Origin of the sequence: Paenibacillus sp. FSL H8-0259 (assembly GCF_037963255.1) — a bacterium.
Taxonomy (GTDB): domain Bacteria; phylum Bacillota; class Bacilli; order Paenibacillales; family Paenibacillaceae; genus Paenibacillus_AQ; species Paenibacillus_AQ phytohabitans.
This window is the reverse complement of the sequence record NZ_CP150147.1, coordinates 7,062,489-7,084,650: the sequence shown is the minus strand read 5'-3', so window position 1 is coordinate 7,084,650 and position 22,162 is coordinate 7,062,489. Positions and strand designations below refer to the sequence as shown.

At 50.0% G+C, this 22,162-nt stretch carries 16 protein-coding genes and 2 pseudogenes; 14 read left to right on the top strand and 4 right to left on the bottom strand.

Annotation, left to right across the window (positions count from 1 at the left end; translation table 11 throughout):
- Positions 1–2: 2 nt before the first annotated feature.
- The gene (locus NSU01_RS30305; RefSeq protein WP_144026233.1) at positions 3–371 is read right to left on the bottom strand and encodes a hypothetical protein; all 369 of its coding nucleotides are present in this window, start codon (positions 369–371) and stop codon (positions 3–5) included.
- Between the two features lie 86 nt (positions 372–457).
- Entirely contained in the window at positions 458–931 is a 474-nt protein-coding gene (locus NSU01_RS30300; RefSeq protein WP_076248795.1) for a DUF2798 domain-containing protein, read from the bottom strand.
- A 190-nt stretch (positions 932–1,121) separates the two neighbouring features.
- On the opposite strand from NSU01_RS30300, the gene NSU01_RS30295 reads away from it, so the two are divergent.
- The 3 genes from NSU01_RS30295 (at position 1,122) to NSU01_RS30285 (ending at position 4,446) form a co-directional block, all read left to right on the top strand.
- Entirely contained in the window at positions 1,122–1,247 is a 126-nt protein-coding gene (locus NSU01_RS30295; RefSeq protein ID WP_339302378.1) for a hypothetical protein, read from the top strand.
- Positions 1,248–1,536: 289 nt separating this feature from the next.
- Positions 1,537–1,956, top strand: coding sequence for a MarR family transcriptional regulator (locus tag NSU01_RS30290; protein ID WP_231575225.1), 420 nt, complete (start codon positions 1,537–1,539; stop codon positions 1,954–1,956).
- A gap of 240 nt (positions 1,957–2,196) precedes the next feature.
- Positions 2,197–4,446 (top strand): helix-turn-helix domain-containing protein, encoded by a 2,250-nt coding sequence (locus NSU01_RS30285; protein WP_042139883.1) that lies wholly within the window; start codon positions 2,197–2,199, stop codon positions 4,444–4,446.
- Positions 4,447–4,557: 111 nt separating this feature from the next.
- On the opposite strand, the gene NSU01_RS30280 is transcribed toward NSU01_RS30285, so the two are convergent.
- Entirely contained in the window at positions 4,558–5,448 is an 891-nt protein-coding gene (locus NSU01_RS30280; protein ID WP_042139882.1) for a carbohydrate ABC transporter permease, read from the bottom strand.
- A gap of 298 nt (positions 5,449–5,746) precedes the next feature.
- On the opposite strand from NSU01_RS30280, the gene NSU01_RS30275 reads away from it, so the two are divergent.
- The 5 genes from NSU01_RS30275 (at position 5,747) to NSU01_RS30255 (ending at position 11,423) form a co-directional block, all read left to right on the top strand.
- Entirely contained in the window at positions 5,747–6,688 is a 942-nt protein-coding gene (locus NSU01_RS30275; RefSeq protein ID WP_039305468.1) for a sugar ABC transporter permease, read from the top strand.
- Positions 6,689–6,790: 102 nt separating this feature from the next.
- A complete protein-coding gene (locus tag NSU01_RS30270; protein WP_076248792.1) occupies positions 6,791–8,329 on the top strand; it encodes an extracellular solute-binding protein in 1,539 nt (512 codons plus the stop codon).
- Between the two features lie 31 nt (positions 8,330–8,360).
- Positions 8,361–8,603, top strand: coding sequence for a hypothetical protein (locus NSU01_RS30265; RefSeq protein WP_144026232.1), 243 nt, complete (start codon positions 8,361–8,363; stop codon positions 8,601–8,603).
- Positions 8,604–8,633: 30 nt separating this feature from the next.
- Entirely contained in the window at positions 8,634–10,463 is a 1,830-nt protein-coding gene (locus tag NSU01_RS30260; protein ID WP_076248790.1) for an APC family permease, read from the top strand.
- Between the two features lie 192 nt (positions 10,464–10,655).
- Positions 10,656–11,423 (top strand): hypothetical protein, encoded by a 768-nt coding sequence (locus tag NSU01_RS30255; protein WP_197074301.1) that lies wholly within the window; start codon positions 10,656–10,658, stop codon positions 11,421–11,423.
- Here NSU01_RS30255 and NSU01_RS30250 read toward each other — a convergent pair.
- Positions 11,398–13,737: a helix-turn-helix domain-containing protein gene (locus NSU01_RS30250; RefSeq protein ID WP_042139878.1), complete on the bottom strand. Its 2,340-nt coding sequence runs from the start codon at positions 13,735–13,737 to the stop codon at positions 11,398–11,400. The two genes, NSU01_RS30255 and NSU01_RS30250, sit on opposite strands and share 26 nt — an antisense overlap.
- A 185-nt stretch (positions 13,738–13,922) precedes the next feature.
- On the opposite strand from NSU01_RS30250, the gene NSU01_RS30245 reads away from it, so the two are divergent.
- From NSU01_RS30245 to NSU01_RS30220, 6 genes and pseudogenes are all read left to right on the top strand, one after another.
- On the top strand, positions 13,923–15,452 hold the full coding sequence (locus tag NSU01_RS30245; protein WP_076248787.1) for an extracellular solute-binding protein: 1,530 nt from the start codon (positions 13,923–13,925) through the stop codon (positions 15,450–15,452).
- Between the two features lie 121 nt (positions 15,453–15,573).
- Complete coding sequence (locus NSU01_RS30240; protein ID WP_256704069.1) at positions 15,574–16,884, top strand: transcriptional regulator; 1,311 nt, start codon at positions 15,574–15,576, stop codon at positions 16,882–16,884.
- Positions 16,885–17,078: 194 nt separating this feature from the next.
- Positions 17,079–18,203 (top strand): Ig-like domain-containing protein, encoded by a 1,125-nt coding sequence (locus tag NSU01_RS30235; protein WP_076248781.1) that lies wholly within the window; start codon positions 17,079–17,081, stop codon positions 18,201–18,203.
- A 250-nt stretch (positions 18,204–18,453) separates the two neighbouring features.
- A pseudogene (locus tag NSU01_RS30230) lies at positions 18,454–18,789 on the top strand (winged helix-turn-helix domain-containing protein).
- 20 nt (positions 18,790–18,809) lie between these two features.
- Positions 18,810–19,123: pseudogene (locus tag NSU01_RS30225) on the top strand (alcohol dehydrogenase catalytic domain-containing protein); the annotation flags it as partial.
- A gap of 1,463 nt (positions 19,124–20,586) precedes the next feature.
- The gene (locus NSU01_RS30220) at positions 20,587–22,146 is read left to right on the top strand and encodes an extracellular solute-binding protein (RefSeq protein WP_042139872.1); all 1,560 of its coding nucleotides are present in this window, start codon (positions 20,587–20,589) and stop codon (positions 22,144–22,146) included.
- The last annotated feature ends 16 nt before the right edge of the window (positions 22,147–22,162 follow it).

Sequence of the window (22,162 nt, the reverse complement as noted above, 5' to 3'; positions counted from 1 at the left end):
GCTTAGATTTTCCGGCCTTCATCTGCCCTGAATTCCCGCCGGAGCAATAGGGCCTCCGCATAAGTGATCAGCATCTGGATGATGACAAGGAAGATCTGGTTCACCAGATCCATAGCAGAAGAGAAAATAACTACAAATGAAATCAGACCTGTGAGGAGGGACAACAGAATGAGTCCTTTGGAGGCTTTGCGGTTCAGTCTCGCCTTGAACACATTCGTGAGTGTAATGAATACGCCCTGAACGAGAATACAATTGGCGAACAGAGTGAAATACGTCCAGAACCGGGCATCGAGTGAACGGCCAAACCAGTTAATCAGTACAAGAGCCACGACTAGTAGGAGAAGAGAGATACCATCCTTTCGGCTGAGCATGGCACAACATCCTTTCTATTGGCTGATTCAATCCAGTTGTGAAAGATATCCATTATTACCCGCAGACTGGTTAAATCAAGCAAACGTCAGGCACTATGCGCTGCAGCCGGAGCCGGAAACATCCGGGTGAACAGGAAACGGGTCAGCGGACCGACAACAATCAGCTGCAGCGGCAAGGCACAGATGAAGTTGAGTCCCAGGATAGAGAAGTAATGACGGAAGAAGTTGTCCCCGAATCCGAAGTGTGCTAGTGTGCCATATAGAGACATGAGGATAACCATTCCGCAGACCATGAAGCATGAGATCGTCAGTACTTTCTTGATCATCGGGGCGGAAGGATTTACGATTTTGAAGGCCAGGCCTTTGGCGATTTTACTGACCACAACAATATCGCAGAACAAGGCAACGGCAAGTGCCGGCAGCAGACCAATCGCCACATCGGCGAACAGCCTGTTATTGAATCCGTTAGAGATGATTACATTATAAAAAGACATGAAAACGACCATGAAAAAGCACATGAGGCTGGTGAAAATTAAAGCTTCCTTTTTATTGCTGCCCATTTCTCAAACTCCCTTAAATATAAGTTTTTCAAACCTCACTTATAGTAGCAGGGGGCGGAGTTATTGTCAACCTAGTTGACAATTATCAATCTAGATCCAATGCACCTTAAGACTAGATCTAACACAAGCAGCTGGTTAATGGAGGGCGGAACAAGCATTGGATATTACGGGCGGGTGGGTGGAGAGACAGGTGAGTGGACAAGCGGAGGGGGCAGGCGGGTGTGTGGACAAGCGGAGGGGGCAGGCGGTTGTGTGTGGACAAGCGGACAGACGGATTGGCAGCAAGGGGTACCCGGATGGTTCTGCGGCTGGCTAAGCGAGCGGACTTAAGTTCACCTGTGAAGACAGGCCTAAATGTTGTACGTAGTGCAACTTGGACCTATGGCTCCTGACGGATTCGTAAGGATTGTTGTATGAAATACAAGAATTACTCCGTCTAGGCGCTTGAATAAGGGAGGAATGCTGCCTTTTATACAACAATTTTCGAATAAGCCCGATATTGTGAGGAGAATGTTGTATTTTGTGCAGGATTTTAGTTAGCAACTTAAGCTCAGCTCATAAAATTAGATTTTACGCTAAATTGCATGTATAGATTGGAGGCCTTAATGATGAAAGAGTATATCCTTGGTTTGAACCTGGTCGATTTAATCAGCGAGAAGCACAAGGTTCTGCGGGACAGGGTGAATATGGCGAGCGGGGAGAAGCTCAATAAGACCGAAACACATATTCTTGCAATGCTTGAGCTGCATGTCATGCTGTCCATCTCGGAGATTAGCAGGCTGATCAGCATTTCCCGCCAGGGGACGCAGAAAACGATCAACAATCTGCTGGCTGGAGGGTATGTGGACACGGCCATTGTAGAGGGGAACAGCCGGGACAAGCATATCGTGCTTACTCCGCGGGGGGCTGAGGTGTGCAGAAGTATGCTGGAGATCAAGCAGGATATTGAGTCTGAGATAGCGGCCCGGATCGGCAAGGATCAGATGGAGGTATTGCGGAAGCTGCTTACAGAGGATTGGCTCTAAGATTACTGCTACGGGGCGTCCAGGCAGATTCACGGTTTGTCACGGTAGAATGGCGTTAATCCAAGGGTCCCCCGGAGGCTTCCGGCGGGCCTGTTTGTGTTGCCTGCGAATGAATCCAGTCCTGGGAGGTGTACATTCGGCTAGTTGCAGCAGAGAAAATGCACACGTTAAAATTTCTTGGAATTCAAGATATGAAAGCGCTATAATTGAAAATGATTACATATTTGAAGGAGCCTATCTATGAAAAAGGGCAGGATGTTTTATAAGATTTTCATTCCTATTCTGGTGCTTGGCATCGGCCTGGTCATCAGCTTCGGCAGTTATATTTATATGACAACCAACCATTCTGTTATCGAGCGGGTCGCAGACGGCAAGAAGAGCCTGATTAACCAGATTAAGAATACGCTTGAGCAAAAAATTGAAACCATTGAATATGCCTTCAATACGTACAGCACTACGAATTCCTTCAGCGAAGTCATCCGGAATCCGATTACTGAATCAGACTTTCAGGCATACCGCAATGTCAACACACAGTTGAATTATATTGCCTCCCTGGGGATGGACGGTGTGGAGTATTCACTGATCAGCCTGGAGCAGAATTGGCAGATCTCCAATGGGCGGCTTACCTATTTAAACGGCGAAGACCGGAAGAGCCTGTACGAGAGTTATATCGATAATCAAAAGCAGTCGCTCTTCTGGATCAAGACTGATAAGGGCATCCGTTTTGTGAACACGCTGCCGGTCTTCTCCCAGACGAAGCAGGCGATTGCTTTATCCGATATCTCACTTCAGTCGCTCCGGCGTACTCTGCAGACGGAGGACAACACGCCTGTATTTCTGCTGAACCGGCAAGGGGATATACTCTATGAACCGGACCCGGCATCGGGAGAGAATCTGTTGACCGAAGAACAGCTCAGCCGGGTTACGAAGCTTGCAGGTACCGGCGGACCGGCGGGCATTGTGCCGCTGGAGAGGGCTAATCATCAGAAGATTAAAGCCATCTATGCGAAGTCTTCCTATAACAATTGGATCTATGTGACGCTGCTGGAACAGAAGGAGATCTCGGATGCGCTGAAGGCTACAAGGTTCGGCCTGATTATGATGATCCTGATGATTACGCTGCTGATTGTGGCTGTAGCTTATAGTACGGCACTTCATTTCACCAGGCGTATCCAGAAGATCCAGCGGAAGCTCGCCGGGGAGGGCCAGCCCGCCCCCAAGGATGAGATTGATTGGATTATTACGTCGATTGATACGATCCTGTCGGAGAAAGAGAGTCTGGAGGGGCTGCTGGAGCAGGAGATGCCGCAGCTGGAAACCCAGTGTATCCTGAACCTGTTCCGGGGCAGCATGTCGGCGGAAGAGCTGGAGCATAATATGGCCCGCTTCGGATATTCGCTTACGGAGCATACGCATTTCGCCACGATGCTGATCCAGCTCGATAATTACGGGGAACGTCAGGCCAACGATAAGAATCTGCTGCTTGTTGCCGTGAACAAGCTGGTGGAAGAGCTGGTTCCGGCTTCGAGGAGAATGATTCCGATACTGCTCAATGACAAGACGCAGGCAACGATCCTGGTCTTTGAGGGTGCAAGCGAGCAGGAGAACCGCAAGCAGGTCCTGGAGGATGCCAAGCGGATCATCAAGACCGTGAGGGACCTGCTCAAGCTCTCGGTCAGCGTCGGCATCAGCCGGTTCTACACCGACCTGACCGGCAGCAGGGAAGCCTGCGAGATGAGCAAGCAGGCGCTGCATCACCGGCTGAATCTGGGGAAGGAATCGATTATCTTTTATGAGGATATCTCGCAGGTGATTTCAGGCCCGGTGCTGCTGCATTACCCTTCGGAGCTGGAATCGCAGCTATTCGATGCGATCCGCCTTGGTGATGAAGAACGTGTATCCCGTTCACTCTATCCGCTGCTCGGGGAGATGATGAAGCACAGCAAGAACCCGCTCAACTTCGAGGTTACCCTGATCCGCTTCGTGAACAACCTGATTCAGCTGGAACAGCTGATCGGTGTAGAGGTGCTGCTGACCCAGGATAATTACGCCCTGTACCACCGGCTGCTGGATATCCGCAATCCGGAAGAGATTGAACGCATCCTGGTGAAAGAGGTTATTCACCCGATGGTAACCTGCATGAAGGAGAAGACCACCCGCCAGTTCCGCGGCCTGTCTGACCAGATTGCGGGTATCGTACGGACGGAATATGATCAGGAGCTGTCACTTGAGCTGATCGGCGAGCGCCTGCATTACAGCCCGAACTACTTGAGCAGTATCTTCAAGAAGGAGTTCGGGATGACCTTCAGCGAATATCTGATGGGCTACCGGCTGGAGACGGCCAAGAAATGGCTGGCAGAAAGCGATATGACGGTCAAAGAGATCGGCGAACGTCTCCAGTATCATAATCCGCAGAACTTCATCCGCTCCTTCCGCAAGAAGGAGCATGTCACCCCGGGTGCTTACCGGGCGATGAAGCAGGAGAAATAACAAGGCCTACGGACAGCAAACAGCCAGCCCCCGGTGAAGAGGGCTGGCTGTTTCGTTTATCCGGCAAGGTAAGCCTCTATATACTCTGGCCATAACTTGAGCCCGGGCTGGTCAGCCTTTGACCGCTCCCAGCATGGCACCTTTGGTGAAGTGCTTTTGCACAAACGGGTAGGCTGCCAGCATAGGCACAGTAGCGACTACAATCACGGCCATTTTAATCGTCTGGGCCGGCGGCACAATATCCACTGAGGCGTTGTCCCCCTGCATCCCGCTGGACACGATAACAATCTGGCGCAGCAGCACCTGAATCGGCCACTTGACCGAATCATTGATGTACAGGACAGCAGTCATATACGTGTTCCAATAGGCCACGCCGTAGAATAAGGACAGGGTAGCAATGGAAGGCAGCGCCAGCGGCAGCATGATTTTAAAGAGTACACCAAAATCATTGGAGCCGTCGATCTTGGCCGATTCCTCCAGTCCTTCCGGCAGCGCCTGGAAGAAGTTGCGCATAATGATCAGATTGAAGGCGTTGACCGCTGACGGGATAATCATGGACCCGTAGGTGTCGATCAGCCCGAACATTTTGACCACCAGAAAGGTTGGAATCATTCCTCCGCTGAACAGCATGGAGAAGACCACTACGAAGTTAATGAAATCTCTGCCTGCCAGATATTTGCGGGATAAGCCATAAGCCATCAGTGTGGTAAGAATCATACTGAATACCGTTCCGGCGGCCGTGACCCCGATAGACACGCCGAGGCCTCTAAAAATAGTAGGGGTAGACAGGATGAAACGGTAAGCATCCAATGAAAAGGTGGCAGGGAACAAGACGAACTTCTTCTCCACAACCTCCTGGGTCGAAGCAAAGGAGCTGGCAAAAACGTTAATAAAGGGAAAAAGGCAGATCAGGGCAATGAGTGCCAGCAGGGTGGTATTGACGATGGTGAACAGTCGGCCGCCCACCGTTTCTTTTTTGAATGATGATGTAGATTGCGCCATGCGGTTATCCTCCTTGTAATCGTTTCAATGACACTGTAACAAGGCGGATTCATTCCGTATATAATCATTAGCTACGGCTTTGCCGGAGGGCAGAATAGGGGGAGCAGCAGGCTATAATCTTTATCCATGATGGGTATCCCTGCAAGGGGTGATGCTCCGGCAAAGCTTGCAGCGGCGCGGTTTAACCGGTCAGAGTAGGTAATGATTATATACGTAATCCGCTAACAATCTTAAGCTTGAGGCGTAAAGAAACGCGTTCAAGGAGGCCGAGCTGGTGAAGGAAGCAAATATCGCCGTGATGGAATCAAACCCGTCAATGGCAAGGAAGAAGCGGAGCGGACACAGTCTGCTGAGTCTAAAAAGAAACAAGCTGTTATATCTGATGATCCTGCCGGGGTTTGTGTATTTTGTAATCTTTAAGTACCTGCCGATGGGCGGACTGGTGATCTCCTTTCAGGATTATCAGCCGTACCTTGGCATTGGAGGAAGCCCGTGGGTCGGATTTAAGCATTTTGTCCGCCTGTTCACGGAGCCAACCTTCCTTATGCTGCTCAGGAATACACTGATCCTGTTTGCGCTGAATTTGGTGATCTTTTTCCCCCTGCCGATTATACTCTCGCTGATGCTGAATGAGGTCCGCAGCAAGATGTTCAAGAATGTGGTGCAGACGATCATTTATATTCCGCATTTCCTGTCATGGGTAATTATCGTATCCATCTCCTATGTATTCATGAATGTGGACGGCGGGGTGCTTAACGAGGCCATTGCCGCACTCGGCGGCCAGAAGATCAGCTTCCTTACTTCCCCGGAGTGGCTGCGCGTCATCTATATCGGACAGATTATCTGGAAAGAGCTGGGCTGGTCGACCATCATCTATCTGGCGGCGATTACGGTAGTAGACACCCAGTTATACGAAGCAGCAGAAATGGACGGGGCGGGAAGGCTGCGCAAAACGTGGCATGTCACGCTGCCGGCGATCCGTCCGGTAATCATCACCCTGCTAATCCTCAAAATCGGGCATACGCTGGATCTTGGCTTTGAGCATATGTATCTGCTGATCAACTCTCTGAACCGTGAAGTGGGGGAAATCTTCGATACCTATATTTACACCGCCGGTCTGAAGAACGGTCAACTCAGCTTCAGTACAACCGTTGGCCTGTTCAAAGGGGTTGTTGGTCTGATTCTCGTCATGCTGTCGAACAAGCTGGCCAAAAAGATGGGCGAAGACGGAGTTTACTGATTAGGTGTACCTCACTGTAATGCAAACGATGAATTCTTGCTCCCCGTTAGCGGGGGAGAGGAAGATACAGGCTAGTCCAACAATCCGAAAAGGGGAAAAGGTATGAACAAAAAAGTTAGCAAATTAGCAGTGCTTGCTGTTAGCGGGGCTCTGGTACTGAGTGCATGCGGCAACAAGGAGCCGGCAAATTCGGGGCAGGCTGCAAATACAGCCGGGAATGAAGCCGGGAAGGCGGCACCCGCAGCAAAGACAAAAATCAGCTGGATGAACATTCTCCATTCCACCACGCCGCCGACCGATACCGTGCTCAATAAAATCGAGGAGATAACGAATACCGAGCTTGATTTCTCCTGGGTCCCGGACGCCTCCAAAGAGGAACGGATCAATACGGCGCTTGCTTCCGATTCACTTGCGGATATCGTCACACTTACGCTTTTGGAGAATTCCTCGGTGCGCAATGCCTTGAAGGCCGGTGTATTCTGGGATGTCGGTCCTTACCTGGATGAATTCCCTAATCTCGCAGCGATCTCGCAGGATATGCGGACCTCAGCTTCAATAGAAGGTAAGCTGTACGGTATCCCGATGGTGAAGGATATTGCCAGAAACGGCGTTATTCTCCGCAAGGACTGGCTGGATAAGCTCGGACTCCAGGTACCCCAAACAACAGATGAATTAATGCAAGTAGCGAAAGCGTTTACAGAAGAAGACCCGGATGGGAATGGTTCGAAAGATACAACGGGCTTCATTGACCGGAGCGATCTGGTATTCGGCGCATTCAAAACGCTGGGCTCCTATTTCGGGACTCCGAGCAGCTGGGATGTGGATGATAGCGGTAAAGTTACGCCGGAGTTCGAGTCTGAGGGCTATGTTAAGGCGATGGAATACATGAAGGAGCTGTACAAGGGCGGTTACATCAATCAGGATTTTGCAGTAACGGCCAAGACGGACCAGCAGCAGGGCTTCGCCCAGGGGAAGGCGGGGATTTATGTCGGAGCGCTCTTTGACAGCAAGAACCTGCTTAATCTGGCCAAAGGCATTCAGGATCAAATGGAGCTTGTGATGGTGAACAATATTACTTCCACCGGCAATGAGGCTGACCGGGCCATCTGGAGCTCAAGCAACGGCGTCGGCGGCCTGCTCTCCTTCCCTAAATCGGAAGTCAAGGATGAAGCGGAGCTCAAGCAAATCCTGCAATTTGTTAATGATATCATGTCGGAGGAAGTATTTGCGCTGATGACTTACGGAATCGAAGGTGTGCATTACACGATTGATGCAGACAAAGCAGTGACTATAACGAATACAGAGCTGTGGCAGCAGGAAGTGCAGCCGTTCTCTTCTTCACGTCCTAAGGAGCCTGGTTATGCCATTCATGATGCCGATCCGCTCCGGACAGAAGCGGCCCGTCTGATTCTTGAGAACGAAAAGTATGCAGTGCTTAATCCGATGTATTCCCTTGAATCCCCTACCTTCTCCTCGGAGGGATCTGAGCTGCAGAAGATCATTACAGATGCAACGTATAAGTTCATTCTTGAAAAAATTGATCTCGGCGGATTTAAGCAGGAGGTTGAAAAATGGCGTAAATCCGGCGGCGATGCCATCATCTCCGAATATGAAGCCGCTTTTAATGCTGTAAACGGCTGATTGTTGAAAATAAAAGCGGATAGGAGCAACAATGGACGAAGCGGAATGCCTGCTTCGTCTTTTTGCTGTGGTTTTGGCAGCAGGGGTAAGCGTGGTTTCGGAAGTATGTGCAGTTAATAGAGAAAATATGCAGATTGTATTCTTAAAAACCGGAAATGTCTATGGTATCTGCACCTATACAGAATGTTATAAAAGGATTAAGGTATTAACCAGGCGGCGCAGCAAATGTCTCCATCCAGTTATAGGCCAGATTATAATTGAGCGCCAAGGGTAATATAACTTTAAAAAAAGTCGGTGAGCTGAGATGATGTCTTCGGTAAAAAGATTCCTGATTGGACGGCCGCTGAAGTCGGATCAACTGGGCGAACAGAAATTAAACAAAACCAAAGCTCTTGCCATTCTATCCTCGGATGCCTTGTCTTCGGTTGCTTACGGTCCAGAGCAGATTCTGCTGGTGCTCATTACGATTAGTGCAGCAGCCTTCTGGTATTCCATTCCTATCGCTGTAGGGGTACTCGTGCTGCTGCTGGCGCTGATACTTTCCTACAGGCAGATTATTTTTGCTTATCCCCAAGGTGGCGGCGCCTATGTGGTATCCAAAGAGAACCTGGGCAAGTATCCGGGTCTCGTGGCCGGCGGCTCACTGCTTGTGGACTATATATTGACTGTGGCGGTAAGTGTATCCGCCGGAACAGATGCCATCACTTCAGCTTTCCCTAGTCTTCATCCTTATAATGTGATTATTGCCATCATCTTCGTCCTTCTGATTACGACACTGAATTTGCGGGGGGTCACCGAATCGGCGTCCTTCCTGGCCTATCCGGTCTATCTGTTCGTCCTTGCCATGTTTATCATGATCGGTCTTGGCTTGTTCAACATTGTGAACGGCAATGTGCCTGCCGAGCTGCATACCTCACTGGGTACACCGGTGGCTGGAGTGAGCTTGTTCCTGCTGCTCCGGGCGTTCTCTTCCGGGAGCTCGGCGCTGACAGGGGTAGAGGCCATATCAAACGCCATACCGAACTTCAGGGCTCCGGCACCAAACAATGCAGCCAAGACACTTGCTGCGATGGGGATATTGCTGGCGCTGTTATTCTCAGGGATTGTCTTCCTGGCTTATTATTACGGGATTGCCCCGCGTGAAGAGGTCACGGTGGTTTCCGATATTGCCGAGCAGGTCTTCGGCCGGAACTTCATGTATTTCTTCGTTCAGGGGACCACGGCACTGATTCTGGTTCTGGCCGCCAATACCGGATATTCCGCGTTTCCGCTGCTGGCGGTGAATCTGGCCAAGGATAAATTCATTCCCCGGATGTTCACGGTCCGCGGCGACCGGCTGGGTTATTCTAACGGGATTCTCAGCCTCGGTATCCTGTCGATCATTCTGATCATTGCCTTTGAGGGACGGACTGAGCACCTCATTCCTCTATATGCGGTAGGGGTATTTATTCCGTTCACGCTCTCGCAGACCGGGATGATGGTCAAATGGATCCGGCATAAGCCGGAGGGCTGGCTGCCCAAGCTGATCATCAATACGATCGGAGCGCTCATCAGCTTCATCGTGACCATTATGTTCTTCCTGACCAAATTCCCGCAAATCTGGCCGGTGCTGGTCTTCCTGCCGCTGATTATCCTGTTCTTCTACCGCATCCACAAGCATTATGAATCGGTGGCTGATCAGCTGCGGATCACCACCTGCGGCGAACCGCCGCTGGCGATCGAAGGGAATATCATTATTCTGCCGGTGGCCGGAATTACGCATGTAGTGGAGAACTCCCTGCGGTATGCCAAGTCGCTGGGTGCCGAACAGATTATTGCGGTCCACATTCCGTTTGAGCGGGAGGATGACGCCATATTCGAAGAGAAGTGGAAGAAATTCCATCCCGAGGTGCGGCTGGTGACGCTGTATTCGCCATACCGCAGCATCATTCATCCGCTGACGAAGTTCATCGATACCGTCCAGCGCAAAGCAAGCGAATCGAATTATCAGGTTACTGTAATCGTTCCGCAATTCATTCCGAAGAAAGGCTGGCATAACATCCTGCATAACCAATCCAGCCTGCTGATCCGCGCGCATCTGCTGTACCGCAGAAATGTAATTATTACTACTGTGCCTTATCATTTGAAAAAATAACTGCGTGATGCACGCAAAAAGCCCCCAGCCACGGATAACCGGTGGCTGGGGGTTTTATAAGCTTGAGGCTAATCTTGCTTTTCTCCCAACAGGAGCATATGGTAAGCTAAACTGTGACCTTCCGGATGATAGGAGATTCGCCTCGGGCAGGTTCGGTTAAGCAATAGCAACAGGCAGCGGATGGAGGGACAGTTGTTGAAAGTACGAGGCTTGAACGGATTCAAAGTTAAGACAGTGCTAATGATGATGATGCTTGTGCTGCTGCTCACGGGCTGCGCGCAGGGAACGGCCCATATGACGGTGAAGAAGAACGGTTCTCTCGATCTGGCCTTCAGCCTGCTGCTGGATTCCCGGGCGGAGAAGCTGGTCAGCGGTAAAATAGAGGAGCTCCTGACCACGCGGCTTGCGGCCGCAGGGATTGAGCTGAACAAAACGGCAAAGGGCAAATCCACAGAATATCAGTTTCGGAAATCCTATGCTTCGATCGAGGAGCTGCAGTCCAGCGGCAGCAGCCTTGATATTGTGGAGGCGGAGGTCGGGCAGACAGACAGATGGCTGTATACCCGTTACGATGTAGTGGCCCAGCCTAAGCTGAACGCTTATTCGGATGAAATTATTGATGGCATCGGCAGCTTAAGCGTACCTAAATCCCTTGTGCGGCTGCTGATGGGGACCTTCTCCGTGGATTTCAAATTAACGATTCCCTATGATCTGTACGGGCCTAATAATGCGGCGGAACAAGACGGCAATACCTTAACCTGGCATATTTCACTTGCGGATTCCGAGCCCCTGCGTCTGGCTGTATACGTGCCGGATATCAGGAATATTGCCATCGCTGGCGGCGGCCTCCTGCTGATTCTGGCCGTACTTATAACGTTCTTTATCCGGTCAAGAAAATCACGCAAGCTCAAATCCGCGCCTGAGGACCCTGCGCTTAATAATCATCGGGCACAGCCTTAGGCTTCGAGCTGAAGTTGTCGCGGTACTGGCCGGGGGTCATCCCTTCCTGCTTGCGGAACGAGCGGATGAAGTTCTGCGAGTTGTTGTATCTGAGGCGTGAGGCGATATCCTTCACCGGCATATCGGTTTCCTCCAGCCATTTCTTGGCCATTTTGAAGCGATACATTGTAAGGTAGTCACTGAAGTAATACTGGGTCTCCTTACGGAACACACTGCTGATATAGTTGGCGTTATAATGCAGCCGGGAAGCACATTCCTCCAGCGTCAGATCCTTGTCATACTCATGCTGGACGATGTCGATCAGCTTCTCGGAGATGTTATGATACTGGGCATTCTGCCTGCTGTGGAAGATGACGATGACCGGCTGGATGACGATGGTCCAGAACCAGTCTTCAATCTCCGCAACAATATGCAGATCGGTCAGCTCTTCGAACAATGAACCATTGGCATGATAGATCTGATTCAGCGTAATCCCCGATTCCTGCATCATAATGAGCGTATTGTTCAGCAGCCGTGTCAGCGGAATCTGGTATTCCTGCGGTGAGAGCCCTAGCGCAAAAATACACTTGAAAAGCTTATGCAGCAGTTCCTTCGCTTTGTCGCTGTCAGCCAGCTTGATGGCATCCATCAGGTCATTTTCGGTATGGGTAGGGTAGTTCAGATTGAGATAATGCTTGCCGGAGTTAATGTTCTCGTACTGGATGATGATGCCTTTGCCGAGCGTGATCCGGTGCTTCAAGGCTTCCAGGCCTTCCCTGTAGGCAATGGACATTTTATCAAAAGAGTGGAACGGCAGACTAAGCCCGATGCTGACCTGCAGCTTCAGGTAATTATTAATCTCCTGCTGCAGCTTCTCCGTCAAGGCATAGAGCGTACGGTGAAAAGATTCCGTATTGCCGTCACTGCTGCCAATTACGGTCGCCAGGGCATGCCCCATCATCACAGGGGTCAGCCTGTTATCCGCCGATACCAATTCCTCAATCATATTATGCGCCGCAAATAACAGCAGATTGAGATCCTTTTTCTCATAGCTGTTCTCCTCGGAGAAGTCGATGCTCAGCGTAATGACAGCCATCGTCTTCCATTCCTCCACCTGCTTGCGGTACCCGTATTGCTCCAGTTCCTCCAGCAGCTCACGTTTCCTCAGATTGCCCTGAAAGGCCTGAATCAGGAAGAAGGTCCGCACCTGCCCGATGTGCTGGCTGACCTCTTTCTCCAGCTGGGATTTGGATTGGAACAGGGAATGCACCTGCTCGCCGATGAGCTGGAATTCATCCGTATGCCTGGCCCGCAGGCTTGGGCGGCGTTGCCCCATCTGATTAAGCAGCCGTTCGATCGGAGTGTACATACGCCGGGAGCCCAGCCACGCCAGCAGCACAGACAGCAGCAGCATGAACGTACAGACAAATACCGTATAGGTGCCGATTTTGCCGGATTCGCGGGTCAGACTCTCAATGGAAGTTACCGACAGGTAGATCCAGCCGTTGAGCTGGGAGCGCATATAGGTTATGGAATAATCTTCTTTGTTGATTTCGGTCTTGAATTGCCCTGAGGGCTCGGCTGCTGCGGCAATCCGCTGGAAGCCCGTGAATCCCCCTGCTTCGGCGGGCTGGCCGATCAGGGTACGGTCAGGATGGAGCAGAATCCGTCCGGATTCGTCCAGCATAATAATGCTGTCCAGCGGCTGCACATCGGAGTTGATGAAGTCCTGGAGACTGCAGGCGGGAATATTGGCCATAGCGAGCCCGTATTTCTGGAGCTTGGTGGTCGGGAGCTTCTTAATCAGGCTGATGCTGTAATTGCACCCGGTAACGTTAATACTCTCTTCGCTGTAGAACAGGGAGGAGGGATTCAGCACCCAGGACGATGTGCCTTGAATATTCATCAGGTTCGTGAGCTGCTCGTAATTCTGGTATTCATTCAGGCGGTAGAGCCCGGAATTCTTGATCATCCAGTTCTGCCGCTGATTTAATAGAATGACATCCTCCAGCTTCGTATCGAAAGATTGCATGTTGCGGATTTCGTTTCTTATGTCATTATATAAAATGAAATCGGTTACATTTAGCGGATTATTGAGCGCTTTTTTCAGCACAGAAGAGTTCACTACCTGGTTCAAGGTCTGGTTGACAGTGGTAAGCTTATGTTCTACATTTGAGGTAATTTGTAAAATAAGTTCCATTTTGCTTTCGTTAACATTTTTTTGAATTTCCTTGGAGGATGTGAAATAAGAGAAAGAACCAATGAACAGCACCGGCAGGATGCTGATTGCAAACGCGAACATCGTTAATTTACTTAGAAAGCTTAAGGATTTCACCAGATTCAGCACCTTTGTATGAGTAGTCGTAATCACTGCTTTAAGTGTATGCATCACGAAGGATAATAACAATAATCATCTGGTGCCGCAATAATCATTTTCTCTAATAATCACTACACATGCTAAATTATTCAATAAATAGGGTCTTATTGTATATAAATATTTCGATTATAGGAGGTTATGAAATGTTCAAAGGATTGGCAGGCAGGCAGGTGACTCTTATATGCTGCTCTATTCTACTACTCTCGTTCGGTTTATTAAGTGCTTGCAGTGAGGGGCAATCTTCCCTTTCAGATACTGCCGGAGAGAAGCCGTCCATCTCAATTCTTGCGCCGCTGCATTTCCCGCAGACCCCTTCCAAGAATCTTATCGCCGAGATTGAGAGATTGACCGGGACGCAGCTGAATATTACCTGGGTGCCGGAGGGCGTGTACACGGACAAAATGAATACGGCGCTGACCACCGGTGCCCTCGGCAAAGTTACATTTGTGAAATTCACCGATTATAATCCGGTCAAGAACATGATCCGTTCCGACGCTTTTTGGGAGATTGGACCGTACTTGGAGGAGTTCCCGAATCTGCGCCAGCTGGATGCTTCTATCCTTAAGCAGACCACGGTGGACGGGGGGATTTATGGCCTCTATACGGAAAGACCTGCTTCCAGGCAGGGGATTATAATCCGTAAGGACTGGCTGGAGCATCTGCACCTGAGTCCGCCGGGGACGCTGGATGAGCTGTACGAGGTGATGAAACAGTTCACCTATAATGATCCGGACGGGAACGGCAAAGCCGATACCCTCGGACTGGTAGACCGCAATGACCTGGTGTACGGGGTATTTAAGACGTTAAGCTCCTATTTCGGCACGCCGAATAACTGGAAGATTGAGAACAACCGGTTTATTCCGGAATTCGCCACCTCTGAATACATGGACACAATGAATTTCATGCGCAAATTATATAACGAGGGGATTATCAACCAGGATTTCGCCCTGACGAGCAAGGATGTACAGCGGGATAAGTTCATCCGCGGGACGGCAGGGATATTCATCGGGAGCATGACAGACGTGCAGCGGCTCTCGATTGAGGCCAAGGCAATTAATCCCCAGGCGGAGCTTACCCTGATTAACCGGATTAAGGGGCCGGACGGGTACAAGGTATGGTCGATTCCCAAGTACAACGGCCTGTATCTTTTCTCCAAAAAGGCCATTGCCACAGAGCAGGAACTGAAGCAGGTGCTCGGGTTCTTTGACCGTACGATGGATAAGGATGTAGCCAACCTGATGGTGTACGGCTTCGAGGGCCGGCATTATCAGCTCGATGGGGAGGGGAAGGTGATCCTTCCAGAGGAAACCTCCCAGCTGCGCGTATTCGAGGTGAATCCGCTCTATTCCCTGATGATTGCCGATATCGGTAACAAGAACATTATGGAGGTCGCGCAGAAGGAGCAGCTGACGGCCCTTGCCGACCAGCTGAGCCAGGATAATGAGCAGTTTCTGGTCGATGACCCGGCAGTACGTTTAACCTCCGCTACCTATGATGAGAAGAACGCCGAGCTGTCGGCCATTATCGTAGATGCTACCTACAATTATATTCTGGGCAATATCGATGCGGACGGATTCGCCGGAGAGGTCGAGAAATGGCAGACCAGCGGCGGCAGTATGATCATCCAGGAATATACGGAGGCGGAGGCGAAGGCGCGGGCTAATGAGGAATAATTGGTAAAAGTACATATTTAAGCTTGTCCACCCTAATTCTAACTGGTATATTTTGTATAACGAATAAGGTATTGTCAGTTATCACAAATATGGTTAGAAAGGTGGTTATGAATTGAGGGCAATGAACACGATATTATCAGAACTGGAAGATTACTTGAAAAGAGAAGCTTTGACGATAACCCAATTCGCCAGGCATTCCCAGCTTCATTCCGGGACACTCAGTAATATCGTTCATGGGCACCGGCCCATTGCGATGCAGCAGCTTGACCGGATCACCCGGGCGATGGGGCGGGAGGAAGGCTTCTTCTATGACTTGTATATCAATAATTATATTATCGAAGGTTCTTCAGACTGGCGCAGAATTGGCCCGCTGCTGCTCCGCTGTGCAGATCTGGACAAGCTGGACAGCATTCAGAGAATCGCCCGCCATATTATGGACAACCTGATGTACGCTCCCCTGTTGTTTGATACGGCGGAGGAACTGTTCACTGCCGGGAAAATGGAGGCAGCCGCCGCAATCTATGAGATTGTTGCCGAAGGCGAACGCTTCCAGCATTCCGAACGGCTGGCGCTATGCCAGTATAGGTTATTTATGATTTCAATCAGTGATGATCAAGACAAGAACCTGCGGATAGCTAACCGGTTCGAGCCCTTCGTTGAACGGTTGGATGAAGTGGACCAGCTGGATGCACTCAAAGAGCTTGCCAATACATACCGTTCCTTGCAGCGCTGGGACAAGGTCGATGAATTTGCCGCCAAAATGGGCCATAAGGCCAGAATTCAATATGATATGAAGGACCGCCTCCAACGGAGAACCTCCGAGCGCATCAAACATCCCGGGAGACCCTTGTTTTTCTATATAGCGTACAGTAACCTGCTTCGTGCTAATGTGTGTGATGAGCTTGGTGATTATGAGCAGGCCTTGGCCTACACCCATGCATATGCAGATCTAAGTTGGGTAAAGGAGCAGGGAGTTGAGGTAGAGCATTGGAAGAACCTGTTTATGGAGTGGTCCAAAGCTAATGTTTGTTTAACCAGGCTGCTGAGCGGGGACTCTACGGTAATTGGGCAATATGCTGCCTATATCGACTCGCAACGGGAGGAAAGACTTACCGGATTATTATATATCCTGAAGGCTGCCAATAAATATAACCTTAATGTTGACGATACCTTGCAGCAGTTTAAGCAGGAAATCGAAGAGAGTGTTAATGATCTGGTCCAGGGGAGATATTCCCGGAAATTAGTGTTGGACCGGCAGGCGAATCTGTTGCTGGAATTGGCCAATTATTTTCTGGTTAAAGGGGAATATGACAGCGGCTTGGAATTTCTCTCTAAATCGGTTAAGAAGTATCAGGGGATAAATGATGAAAAGTATAAGATTCTCGGCGCATTGACCAAGATCCTCAAACAATCCGGTAGCAGTGCGGGATGATAAAGGGGTGAACAAAAAGACCGGAGCTGCCGAAGGGGCAACAGTTCCAAAGTCCTTCTTCATGCCCATTCCAGTCCCACACAGAAGCCTGCGGCGGGGCTTAACTGTATATATCCTTTGTCATAGAGGGTAAAGGGGTCATGCGTGGTATACTTATAACTAATTTACCATAATTGACCAAGGGAGTAGTTATAATGTCGAAACATCGCTTGTTTGCTCTACCATTAATCTTAATTGTCCTTATTAATCTGGTAGCAGGTACAGCACATGCCGCGCCAGTCAAACCGGCAAATCCTAAATTCACGGAAGTCTCGATTTCGTTGATCACAGGGGCAAAAACTGATCTGACCACAAAGCTGAAATCATCAGCCAAAGTGGCCTATCTCTTTACCAGCAGCAATGCAAAGATTGCATCGGTCACTGCTGCCGGTGTGGTAACTGGAATCGCACCCGGCAAGGCGACGGTTACTGCTACGGTCTCCCAGAAAGGGTACAGCGGCAAAGCAAGCATTGTTATTCAAGTAGCAGCAGCGGCCAAGAGTGGCAGTACGGCTAATGTATCGGCTAAACCCGTTGTTTACAAAGATATGGTGCTGCTGGATACCGACATCCGCAAGGGCTTGCAGACCTTATATAAGAAGGATTATGCCAAGCTGACAGCGGATGAAGCCGCTCAACGCGATAAGCTGATGAATATCGACCGCCAGCAATTGTTAGCGGGCTTACAGTCACTGGTTATAAAGGCAGCTCCAACGTGGTCAGCAAGTATGGTGCAGGATTTCGCCGCCCATAACCTTGAGGGCAATATCAAAGACATTGCGGCCCTGTTCTCCAAAGCCGATTCAGACAAAGCTTCGCAGACAGCAGCATTGGAGATACTCAAATCCTTCAAGACGGATAAAGCGCTGAAAGCTTTCGGTAATTTGCTGATGTCTTCAGCAGATGCGGATCTGAGATACAGCCTCGCTTATCTGATTAGCACGTTTGAAGGGAACTCAGAAGCGCTCTCGATTCTGATCAACGCTAATTTCAAGGAGACGGATAGCAAGACGCGGACCAATATTGCTGCTTCTTTAATCCCGGTGGCCGGAAAGAACCCGGATATGATTAATAGTGTCATACTCATTTATGGACAACTCCCGGATGCGGAGAAATCCCAGTTCTCAGGATTCTTTGCCTATGATGCTACCCGGACAGAATTGTACAAGGCTTGGAAAACCGTCTTGAACGATAACCTCCAATCCCCTGTTGATGCACTCAAGGACGCTTCAGGCATCCTCTTGAACGATTTGATGAAATATCCGCATTTCCAGAATTAAAGAGTTAGGAATATAAAAGCATCTGTAGCGACAGGCATTCGCGAAATAGCGGTAGTCCAGGACCTTATTACATCCTTGGGCTGCCGCTATTTGCATAGGGAATCCGCTGAATTGGCTGGTTTTTATCTAAAAATTTTCACGTGATCTTGATTTTCTTTCCCAATATTGCAGGGCTTATCCATGTATGACATACTCATCAGCAAATGGTTCACTCTATTGAACGGGTGAGCGGGATGAGAGGGGGAGTGACATGGATAAGCAGCAAGCTGTCCGGTTAGTCAAGGAAGATTTTCAAAATGTGCCAGAAAATATTGCCGGCCATCGGGAATGATACACGCCAGTCGATTATTACAGCACTTATGGAGACTACCTGTAAGAACGGCCTGCGTGTAGGCGAGATTACGGAACTGACTCATCTGTCGCGTCCGGCGGTGTCCCATCAACTTAGAATTCTAAGAGAGGCTGGTATCATATGGTTAGAGAGGAAGGGGCTAAGAATTACTATTTTATGGATGTCAGAATCAACCTCGGTACGCTGAAAAATGTGGTAAACCATCTCGATGAGTTCATTGAACGGTTTTATTAGACAAAAGCGGAGGTTCCATCATGAAAGCAATGGTTATCGAAAAATACGGACAAACCCCGCTGGTGTTAGCCGAACGTCCAGTGTCTGAAGCGGGTGAGCATGAGGTGCTCGCGGAAATCCATGCGGCAAGTATAAATCCGATCGACTTCAAAATCCGGGATGGTAAAGTGCGGATGTTATTGAAATATGAGATGCCGCTTATTTTGGGCAATGATTTCTCGGGTGTGGTTATCCAGGTGGGGATAAGGTGAAGAAATTCAGGGTAGGTGATGAAATCTACGGCCAGCCCGGAAAAAGCAGAATCGGCACCTTCGCCGAGTATATTTCTGTTCATAGATGATATCGCGTGATGCCCGGCAGCCTTACCTTCGAATAGTTTCTCCGCAAATGCATCTACAACATAATATTTCATATACCCGTCCCCAAGAAAATGAAATTAAATACCATTTAACCGTATCCTCGTATGGTTTACGACTCTGTACTATACAACGCGTGAAGAATCTACTCCAACAAGCAAACGGCAGACGGCATTCTCATCGCCCCATTGTGCCGCTGTACAACTGCCCCAGTCGAAGAAATTCTCGGGTTGCTGATTGAGTGTGACGTAGATTCGTTACTTGAAGAGGGTGAAAAGGGTGGTAAGCGCGCGAATTACAGTCAAGTTCACTGTGTAACCGCAAAATTGTTGTACAAATTACAACTTTGGTTCACAGATATCCGGGTAATCCGAAGGATTGTTGTACGAAATACAAGAATTTCCCCGCTGTGCCGCCAGTTGGAGGAGAAATGCTGCATTCTGTACAACAATTTTGAAATTCGGCCAATTTATTGAGGGAAATGTTGTATTTGGTGCAGGATTTTTGAGTAATATTGGATTTGCTCCCCTCCTGCTCCCCTCCTGTTCCCCTCTGCCGCTCTAATCATAACTCCGGCGCTCCTTCCTCCCCGACCTTATCACACTATTTCCAGTTCTTAATCAAGCCCCGCCGCTCCCCAGCCCTGCCGATCTATTCCCAGCTCCATAGGTTCTACCCTCAGCACTCAAATCCCAGCTCCGCCGCGAGCGAAGCGGTGGGGCATTCCCTTTGCCCCCCTTTCAGGGATATACATTGAAAGGGCCCACCCGTGGAGCGGCAGAAAGGGACGGAGGGAGGTTTGGAACTGTAGGAGCGATAGCGTCCGCCTTTAGGTTTGGATTTCTACCGTAAGCAGCGGTCTGAATCAAGAAATCCAAACCTAACAGCGGCCGGAAGTCCAAAGCTCACGCAGTCCCGCCCGCCGCCGTTCCCCACCCCTGCCGATCTATTCCCAGCTCCATAGGTTCTACCCTCAGCACTCAAATCCCCGCTCCGCCGCGAGCGAAGCGGGGGGCATTCCCTTTGCCCCCTTTCAAGGATATACATTGAAAGGGCCCACCCGTGGAGCGGCAGAAAGGGACGGAGGGAGGTTTGGAACTGTAGGAGCGATAGCGTCCGCCTTTAGGTTTGGATTTCTACCGTAAGCAGCGGTCCGAATCAAGAAATCCAAACCTAACAGCGGCCGGAAGTCCAAAGCTCACGCAGTCCCGCCCGGCGTCGTTCCCCACCCCTGCCGCCCCTGTGATACTCCAAGCCCCATCAGCTTCACCCCGCCCACTGCACTCCTTCCAATGTATATCCCCCTCAATCACACGATAATCATTAACCCACACCCCCAGCCCCTGCGCGCCTTTATGAGTAAATGATTGTATTCGTAATCCTCCGTGGACTGTAATGTGAGGCTTGTAACCAATACAAGTTAAACGGAGGTCAAAAAGGAATGACGAAAAAATCCTTCACCCTGCTCCTCAGCTCGCTGCTGACACTCAGCATGCTGTCCGCATGCGGCGGCAACAACAATAATGAGGCGGCGGCAACCAAAGATCCAGGTGCAAGCACCGGAACCAACACGGCAGCGGCTACAGAGCCGGCAGCAGAACCGGAAAAGCCGACAGAGATCAAAATCATGCTCCCGCTGAACACGACAGATACTCCACCGGACACGATCAAGACGGAAGTGGAGAAATTGACGAATACGAAGCTGACCTATCAGTTTTTCCCGGCAGATACCTATGAAGAGAAGCTGAACTCCTCCTTCGCCACGGGCTCACTGCCGCAGGTTACGTATCTGAAGAATCAGACGACCTTCCTGCAGATGAAGGAAGCGATCAAGGACGGACAGTTCTGGGAGATCGGGCCGCTCCTCAGCGAATTCCCCAACCTGAACAAGCTGAAGCCGGAAATCCTCAATAACACCAAGGTAGACGGCAAGCTGTATACCCTGTATATCGGCCGTCCGCTGGCCCGCCAAGGGATTATCTACCGTAAGGACTGGGCGGATAAGCTGGGACTCGCAGCACCAGCCAATACCGAGGAACTGTTCGCAATGGCTAAAGCCTTCACGGAGCAGGACCCTGACGGCAACGGGAAAAAGGATACGATCGGGGTGGTTGACCGGAATGAGCTGGTGTACGGGGCGTTCAAAACCGTCTCTTCCTGGTTCGGCACACCGAACAACTGGGCGGAAAAGGACGGCCAGCTGGCTCCGGAATTTACCTTCCCGCAGTACTTCGACACAATGGATTTCTTCAAAAACCTGCGTGACGGCGGATACATGAATCAGGACTTTGCAGCAACCAGTAAAACGGATGCGGTAAATACGTTCACCAGCGGCAAAGCAGGACTGTATATCGGCGGTTCCATGCAGGATATCGATTCCCTGAACAAGGACCTGATCAAGAACGTGCCGGATGCCGTGCTGGACACACACAGTATGGTGGCCGGACCTGACGGCAAGTTCGCCCAGTGGATGATTCCCGGCTATAACAACGTAGTGCTGTTCCCGAAATCAGCGGTTAAGGATGAAGCAGAGCTGAAGAAGATTCTGAAGTTCTTTGATTACATGATGACTCCTGAAGTGGCCAACCTGATGTACTGGGGGATTGAAGGTACACACTATACCGTGGAAGACGGCAAAGCCAAAGCAACAGATAATAAAGAGCTGATTGAACGTGAAGTCAAAGGCTTCAAAGACAGCGTAATCGGCGAATACGAAACGAACGGCATGTACCAGAGTCTTAACGTACTGCCGGGCCGGATTCATGCAGAAGAGCTGGTGCTGGAGAATGTGAAGGTAGGGGTTGCCGATCCTACGGCAGCGCTCGATTCGTCAACCTACACTTCCAAGGGTGTTGAACTGCAGCAGATCATTACAGATGCCACTTATAAATACATGTACGGCCAGCTCGATAAAGCCGGTTTCGAGAAAGAAGTCGAGAACTGGAAGAGCCGGGGCGGGGCCCAAATCATCGAAGAATACAATGCCGTGTACAAAAAATAAGCAGAACGCAGCAGCT

Bases quoted from the DNA above. Each gene is read 5' to 3' on its own strand.
- NSU01_RS30260 (WP_076248790.1), top strand. From the start codon at position 8,634: ATGATGTCTTCGGTAAAAAGATTCCTGATTGGACGGCCGCTGAAGTCG.
- NSU01_RS30300 (WP_076248795.1), bottom strand. From the start codon at position 931: ATGGGCAGCAATAAAAAGGAAGCTTTAATTTTCACCAGCCTCATGTGC.
- NSU01_RS30220 (WP_042139872.1), top strand. From the start codon at position 20,587: ATGACGAAAAAATCCTTCACCCTGCTCCTCAGCTCGCTGCTGACACTC.
- NSU01_RS30235 (WP_076248781.1), top strand. From the start codon at position 17,079: ATGTCGAAACATCGCTTGTTTGCTCTACCATTAATCTTAATTGTCCTT.
- NSU01_RS30270 (WP_076248792.1), top strand. From the start codon at position 6,791: ATGAACAAAAAAGTTAGCAAATTAGCAGTGCTTGCTGTTAGCGGGGCT.
- NSU01_RS30285 (WP_042139883.1), top strand. From the start codon at position 2,197: ATGAAAAAGGGCAGGATGTTTTATAAGATTTTCATTCCTATTCTGGTG.
- NSU01_RS30240 (WP_256704069.1), top strand. From the start codon at position 15,574: ATGAACACGATATTATCAGAACTGGAAGATTACTTGAAAAGAGAAGCT.
- NSU01_RS30280 (WP_042139882.1), bottom strand. From the start codon at position 5,448: ATGGCGCAATCTACATCATCATTCAAAAAAGAAACGGTGGGCGGCCGA.
- NSU01_RS30245 (WP_076248787.1), top strand. From the start codon at position 13,923: ATGTTCAAAGGATTGGCAGGCAGGCAGGTGACTCTTATATGCTGCTCT.
- NSU01_RS30305 (WP_144026233.1), bottom strand. From the start codon at position 371: ATGCTCAGCCGAAAGGATGGTATCTCTCTTCTCCTACTAGTCGTGGCT.
- NSU01_RS30290 (WP_231575225.1), top strand. From the start codon at position 1,537: ATGATGAAAGAGTATATCCTTGGTTTGAACCTGGTCGATTTAATCAGC.
- NSU01_RS30265 (WP_144026232.1), top strand. From the start codon at position 8,361: ATGGACGAAGCGGAATGCCTGCTTCGTCTTTTTGCTGTGGTTTTGGCA.
- NSU01_RS30275 (WP_039305468.1), top strand. From the start codon at position 5,747: ATGGAATCAAACCCGTCAATGGCAAGGAAGAAGCGGAGCGGACACAGT.